The 5705-nt window shown below is 72.6% G+C and carries 4 protein-coding genes and 1 pseudogene; 1 reads left to right on the forward strand and 4 read right to left on the reverse strand.

Translation table 11 applies throughout. The features are described 5' to 3' along the window. Positions 1–313: pseudogene (locus AB7J25_RS29920) on the reverse strand (S9 family peptidase); the annotation flags it as partial. An 85-nt stretch (positions 314–398) separates the two neighbouring features. Continuing rightward, positions 399–1364, reverse strand: coding sequence for a zinc-binding dehydrogenase (locus AB7J25_RS29925; RefSeq protein WP_428514625.1), 966 nt, complete (start codon positions 1362–1364; stop codon positions 399–401). A 127-nt stretch (positions 1365–1491) separates the two neighbouring features. Between AB7J25_RS29925 and AB7J25_RS29930 the strand changes: the two genes are divergently transcribed. Next, positions 1492–1845, forward strand: a complete 354-nt coding sequence (locus AB7J25_RS29930; RefSeq protein WP_428514627.1) for an ArsR/SmtB family transcription factor — start codon at positions 1492–1494, stop codon at positions 1843–1845. Positions 1846–1986: 141 nt separating this feature from the next. Here the strand turns inward: AB7J25_RS29930 and AB7J25_RS29935 are convergent, their stop codons facing one another. Beyond that, positions 1987–5079, reverse strand: a complete 3093-nt coding sequence (locus tag AB7J25_RS29935) for a DUF3604 domain-containing protein (protein WP_428514629.1) — start codon at positions 5077–5079, stop codon at positions 1987–1989. A gap of 3 nt (positions 5080–5082) precedes the next feature. Next, on the reverse strand, positions 5083–5705 hold a 623-nt coding region (locus AB7J25_RS29940), incomplete at its 5' end, for an enoyl-CoA hydratase-related protein (RefSeq protein ID WP_428514631.1).

The raw sequence follows: 5705 nt of genomic DNA on the forward strand, positions 1-5705 counted from the left end.
CGTCGGGCGCGTCGAGGTCGACCCGGTGCAGGCGCCAGTCCTCGTCGCCGTCGGTGTCCTGCAGGTAGAGCAGCCAACGGGGGTCGTCGGTCCAGTAGAACGAGGTGATCCCGCGGCGGGTGTCGTGGGTGACGGGCACGGCGTCGGCGTGGTCCTGGTCGATGCCGCGGACCCACACGTTGCGCCGTCCCCGGTGCGGTGCGAGGTAGGCGATGCGGGTGCCGTCCGGGGAGAGCGCGGCGGACGCGAACTCCGGGTCGCGGAAGAAGGTCTCGATATCGAACAGCGCCGGGCGCAGGTCGGTTCCGGTCATGGTGGGTGCCCCGATCGTCGGTCTGAGCGTCCATCCGACACCGTGCCGTCGCGGCACGCTCAAGTCCGGCGTGAGTGCAGGGGCCTCAGCGGGTGAAGACGATCTTTCCGGCAACCTCGCCCTCGAGCATGGCGCGGAAGCCGACGGGGGCCTTCTCCATCGGGAGCTCGAGGCCGATCTCCGGGGAGATCCCGGCGTGGGACACGAAGGCGAGCAGGTCGGCCAGCTCCTGGCGGGTACCCATGGTCGAGCCCTCGACCCGGATCTGCAGGAAGAACAGGCGTTGGAGGTCGGCCGAGGGTGCGGCACCGCTGGTGGCGCCGCAGCAGATGACGGCCCCGCCCGGACGGACCGAGCGCATGGAGTGGGCCCACGTCGCCTCGCCGACCGACTCGAAGACCGCGTCGACCTTGCCGGGCAGCCTGGCTCCCGGCTCGAACGTGGCGTGTGCGCCGAGCCGCTGGGCCAGTGCTCGTTTCCCGGCGGTCCGTCCGGTGGCCCAGACCTGCATTCCGGCGGCGGCGCCGAGCTGGACCAGGGCTGTCGACACTCCGCCTGCGGCGCCCTGGACGAGCATGGTCTGGCCGGGCCGCAGGCCGGACTTGGTGAAGAGCATCCGGTATGCGGTGAGCCAGGCGGTGCCGAGCACGGATGCGGCCTGGGTGGAGACGCCCACCGGGACCGGCAGGACGTTGCGCGCGGGCACGACGACGACGTCTGCGAACGCGCCCTGGTGCTTCTCGGTGAGCAAGGTGCGCCGGGGGTCGAGGGTCTCGTCGCCGGCCCAGGCGGGGTCGCCGATCACCGGGTACACCACGACGTCGGTTCCGTCCGGGAGGGTTCCGGTCGCGTCCCCGCCCAGGATCATCGGGTACTGCTCGGGCTTCAGGCCGACACCGCGCAGCGTCCAGAGGTCGTGCATGTTCATGCTGGCAGCCGTGACGTGCACCGGCACCCAGCCGGCGGGAGCTCGGGGTTCCGGGCGTTCGCCGACGACGAGAGCGGCGAGGGGGTCGGTGGGGTTCGGCTCGGCGGCGTAGACGGAGAACACGGCACCTCCATGGATTCGATGATGTTAGAAACGTAGACACATCGAACCCGGTGGGACAACGGTCTGGTGGCCATGCCCACGTTCATGCCGGTCGACCGGCGGGTGCGTTGTGCGAGCATGGACGTCGATGAGCACGGACTCCCCGCCCGGCCCGCCGGTCGCGCCCTCTCTGCGGGACTCCTACGTGGCGTTCGCCAAAGCGATCGCCGATCCCACGCGGCTGGACATGCTGCTGCTCATCGGCGAGACGGGGGAGTACCCCTGTACGGCGTTGGAGCAGCAGCTGCCGATCAGCAAGTCGACCATCTCGTACCACGTGAAGGTCCTGACCCAGGCCGGCCTGGTCAAGGTGCGGCGGCAGGGCCGCTTCTTCCACTACGAGCTCCAGCGCGACGTGCTCGACTACTTCGCACCGAACCTGCTGACCCGACTCCTGGCAGCGCGACGCCCGCCTGCGCGAAGCGCTCGTCCACCTGACTAGGTCCGCCAGCGCCTCCGCCCGCGTCGCGGCCGGGATGGCGAGCGCGAAGCGCACGGCCCGTCGAACCCGGCGTTTCCCCGATGAGAGCCCCGGGATCCTGATGGCGAACGGGTTACCGTCGCTACGCCGCCCCCTGTCCCACTACCGATTCCCGGCCGACGGGCACACCCAGAGCGGGGACGACCACGCCAGCTCACCGTCCACCTGGAACGCCCGCGCGTAGTAGAACGCGGCGTCGGCGAGCGCATCGTCGTCCTGGAAGGAGACGTCGAGCTCGCGCGCACCGAGGCCGAGGAGCGCGCCGATGGCGGGCTGCACCGTGAGCGTGCCCGGCAGCCCGGCCCCGTCCCCGACGGCGACGGGGCCGTCCGCCAGTCGCTCGGCCAGCCCGCCGAGCTCGATCAGGACCGACCGGCCCGCGACGTCGAGGCGCACCCGCGCATCGGGCGGCCCGCAGAGGCTGACCTCGACCCCGCCGCGCTGCGCGCCGTAGGGCTCGCCGAAGCTGTGCGTCACGTGCTGCCACGCCACGGACCGCTCGTCCATGGCCACGACCTCGGGGCCGACGTAGTCGGGCAGCAGGAGCCTGCCGCCGTCCACCGACAGGCGCCCGTCCCAGCAGGTGGTCGTGTCGGCGTGGCCCCATTCGACCCGCAGGTCGACCCGTCGGTGTCCCGGGGGCAGTCGTGGCTCGCCACGGACCACGTGCACGACGCGGCCGTCGCGCAGGATGTCGACCCGGGCGAGCTCGGCGTAGCCGCGGGCGTGCACCGTGAGTGGACGGGGTCCGGCCCAGTCGGGCTCGCTGCCCATCAGGTGCGGCCCCATCCGCAGGACGGCGACGACCCCGCGGGTGGTGGCGGCACACGTCCGGCGCGACCACAGCCCGTCGAAGATGTCGGCGCGGGTCAGGGACCGGGCGAGCACCGCGACGTAGCTCGCGCCGTGGCCGTGGTCGGAGGACGCGATGAGACCGAAGCGGTGCCCGCGCCGCAGCCCGTCGAGCATGAACGTGCCCGTGGCGGTGCCGTCGGAGTACTGCCGGAAGCACGTCTGCGACTCGTAGTTGCCGCGACAGGCCTGGAACACCTCGACCAGCCTGCTGAAGCGCGGGTCGTGGTAGTCCCAGTCGTTGTGCACCATCGCCGAGCCGGGGTGGTGCGGGATGGTGATCGCGGGGAAGCCCGGGTTGGCCGTGAGGCCCCGCCAGAGCCCGTCCGGGGTGGTGGTGCCCTCCGCGAAGGCGGAGAAGATCGGTGCGCCGCGCGCGACGTCGCCGTAGACGACGTTCTGGTGACCGTGCTCGGCCGAGGTCCACTCGAAGCCGTAGAGCGGCACGAAGCGGCCGGGAACGTGCAGCAGGTCGGCGATCTTCTGGATGCTCCACCACTGGTAGGCCGTGGAGTTCTCGGCGTGGTCGGTGACCGCCCAGAAGTCGTACTCGTCGACGTCCCAGGCGTAGCGGTAGAAGTCGTCGAGCGATGGCTCGTCGCCGGAGGTGCAGCGGCTCACCAGCGAATGCCGGTGCAGGTCGCCCCAGTACAGCCGGTAGGGCTCCGCGTCGAACGGGATCTCAGGGTGGTCGCCCACGTCCCCGGTCACCCATCGCCGGCTCTCTCGCCGCTCGGCGGAGACGATCGCTGCCGACCGCGTACCGTCGACCGCCGCCGGGCCTGCGGATTCGACGGTCGTCAGCACCACCCCTCCGGCGCCGTGCACGCCGTGCCAGATGACACCACCGTGATGGTCGGCCAGGTAGGGGCACTCGCGGCCGCCGAAGCCCTCGCTCCAGTCCAGGGCGCGCTGCAGCCGCCCGTCTGCCTGCGTGGCGAGCACCACGCCGGCCGTGGTGGCGGCGAGCGCCACCTCCTCGAGGGTTGCGTCGGTCTCGGCGTAGGTCGTCGGCGGCAGCCACCCGTCGGGCCCGAGCACCTGCGCGGCCGCCTCCCAGTAGTACGTCATGAGCGGCAGCTGCCGATGGATCCGGTAACCGACGACGAGTCCGCCGTCGGCGGTGGCCTCCAGGCGCGGCATCGCCGACGGCACCACGTTCAGCCCGGGTGCGAGCTCACCGGGCGGCTCCACCAGCCCGTCCCGTTCGACGGCGACGACGCGGATGCCCGCGCTCACCTCGGGGAGCAGCTCGGGCGGCACGCTCACCCCCGGCTCCCGGATGCCCGCCCGGTCATCGACCGGAACCCCGCCCGGGGGCAGACGCCGCAGCCGCGTGGGTCCGCTGCCGCCGTGGCCCTGCACGGTGACGACGTCGAACGCGCACCAGAGCCGGCCGTCGGCGGTCGCGGCCAGGCTGGGGTGCAGCGCGTAGTCGGTGCCCCCGGTGAGCTGCCGGACCGGTCCCGCCGCGCCCGAGGCGCCGACGTGGCGCAGCGCGATGCCGTAACCGCCGTCCGCGTAGACGGTCCATGCGTAGGCGACTCCGTCGCCGACGAGGGCGAGCGTCGGGTCCCAGACGTTGCGCGACCCCTCGTCGACGCGGAGCGTCGGCTCCCATGCGCTGCCGTTCCAGCGTCGGGCGAAGACCCCGAACCGGTCGCCTGCGCGGCCCTGCCAGCACACCTGCAGGACGCCGTCGTCGGAGGCCACGATCTCCTGGTTGAACGAGGGTGCGTCGGTGTCGCTGACCCGCTCCGGCGAACTCCACCGGCCGTCCTGGAAGCGGCTGGCCCACACCCCGACCTCGGCGTCGACCGACCGCCCGAAGACCAGCCACGGAACACCGTCCGACGCGACGGCGGCCGTAGGGCGGAACAGGTCTTCGGGTCCCGCGACCACCATCGTGGCCGCGCAGGAGTCCGCCGTGCGGACCTCGGCGACCAGCCGGTCGCCGCGGTCCTCCTGCCACTCCAGCCAGGCGACCAGCAACGTGGCGCCGCGGGCGGCGACGGTCGGACGGGAGGCGTTGACGCTCTGCGGAAGCGGACGCGCGGTGCCCCGGCGCTGACCGGCCAGGACGGGTGCGCCGTCGAGCACGGCCGCCGCCTTGGTGAGCTGGGCGGGGATCTGCCCGTCGCCTTCGTCGACCCACATGTAGCGCAGCGGGTCGGGGTCGAGCGCCGCGATGGTGTCGGTGACGTCGACGTTGTCCTCGATGGCCTGCGCCAGCCGATGGTTGAACGCCAGCACCAGATCGAGATCGGCCCGCTGTCGCTCGGTGTACTCGCCCCGGTGGTGGTCGGCAGCGCAGCCGTGGCCGTGGCCGTGTGTGCCCGACATCGTTCAGTACCCCTTCCACACCGGCGGTCGCTTCTCGGCGAACGCTCGTGCCCCTTCCCGCTGGTCCTCCGACGCGTACAGCGCGGCGACCGCCGGGAACGCGCCGGTCGCGATCCCCCGCATGGCCTCGGCGAAGGTCAGGCGCTGGCTCTCGCGCTGCACCTGCTTGATCGCCGCGAACACCAGGGGCGGCCCCTCGGCCAGTCGCGCGGCCACGTCCAGCACGCGCGCGGCCACGCGGGACGCGGGGTGCACCTCGTTGACCAGACCCCAGCGGTGGGCCTCGGCGGCGTCCATGAAGCGGCCGGTGAGCAGCAACTCCATCGCGATGTGGTGCGGCATCCTCGCGGGCAGACGCAACGTCGCCGCGTCCGCCAGCGTGCCCGCGTTGATCTCGGGCAGCGCGAAGGACGCGGTGTCGGCGGCGTAGATCAGGTCGCAGGACAGGGCCAGCTCGAACCCCCCGCCGACGGCCATGCCCTCGACGAGCGCCAGGACGGGCTTGTCGAGCTCCGGAAGCTCCTGGATGCCGCCGAAGCCGCCGACCCCGTAGTCGCCGTCCACGGGGTCGCCCGCCGCGGCCGCCTTGAGGTCCCACCCGGCGCTGAAGAACCGCTCGCCGCCGG

The organism is Pseudonocardia sp. (assembly GCF_050246655.1).
In the GTDB taxonomy this organism is placed as follows: domain Bacteria; phylum Actinomycetota; class Actinomycetes; order Mycobacteriales; family Pseudonocardiaceae; genus Pseudonocardia.

Coding starts and splice junctions, on each gene's coding strand:
- AB7J25_RS29930 (WP_428514627.1), top strand. CDS start 1,492: ATGAGCACGGACTCCCCGCCCGGCCCGCCGGTCGCGCCCTCTCTGCGG.
- AB7J25_RS29935 (WP_428514629.1), bottom strand. CDS start 5,079: ATGTCGGGCACACACGGCCACGGCCACGGCTGCGCTGCCGACCACCAC.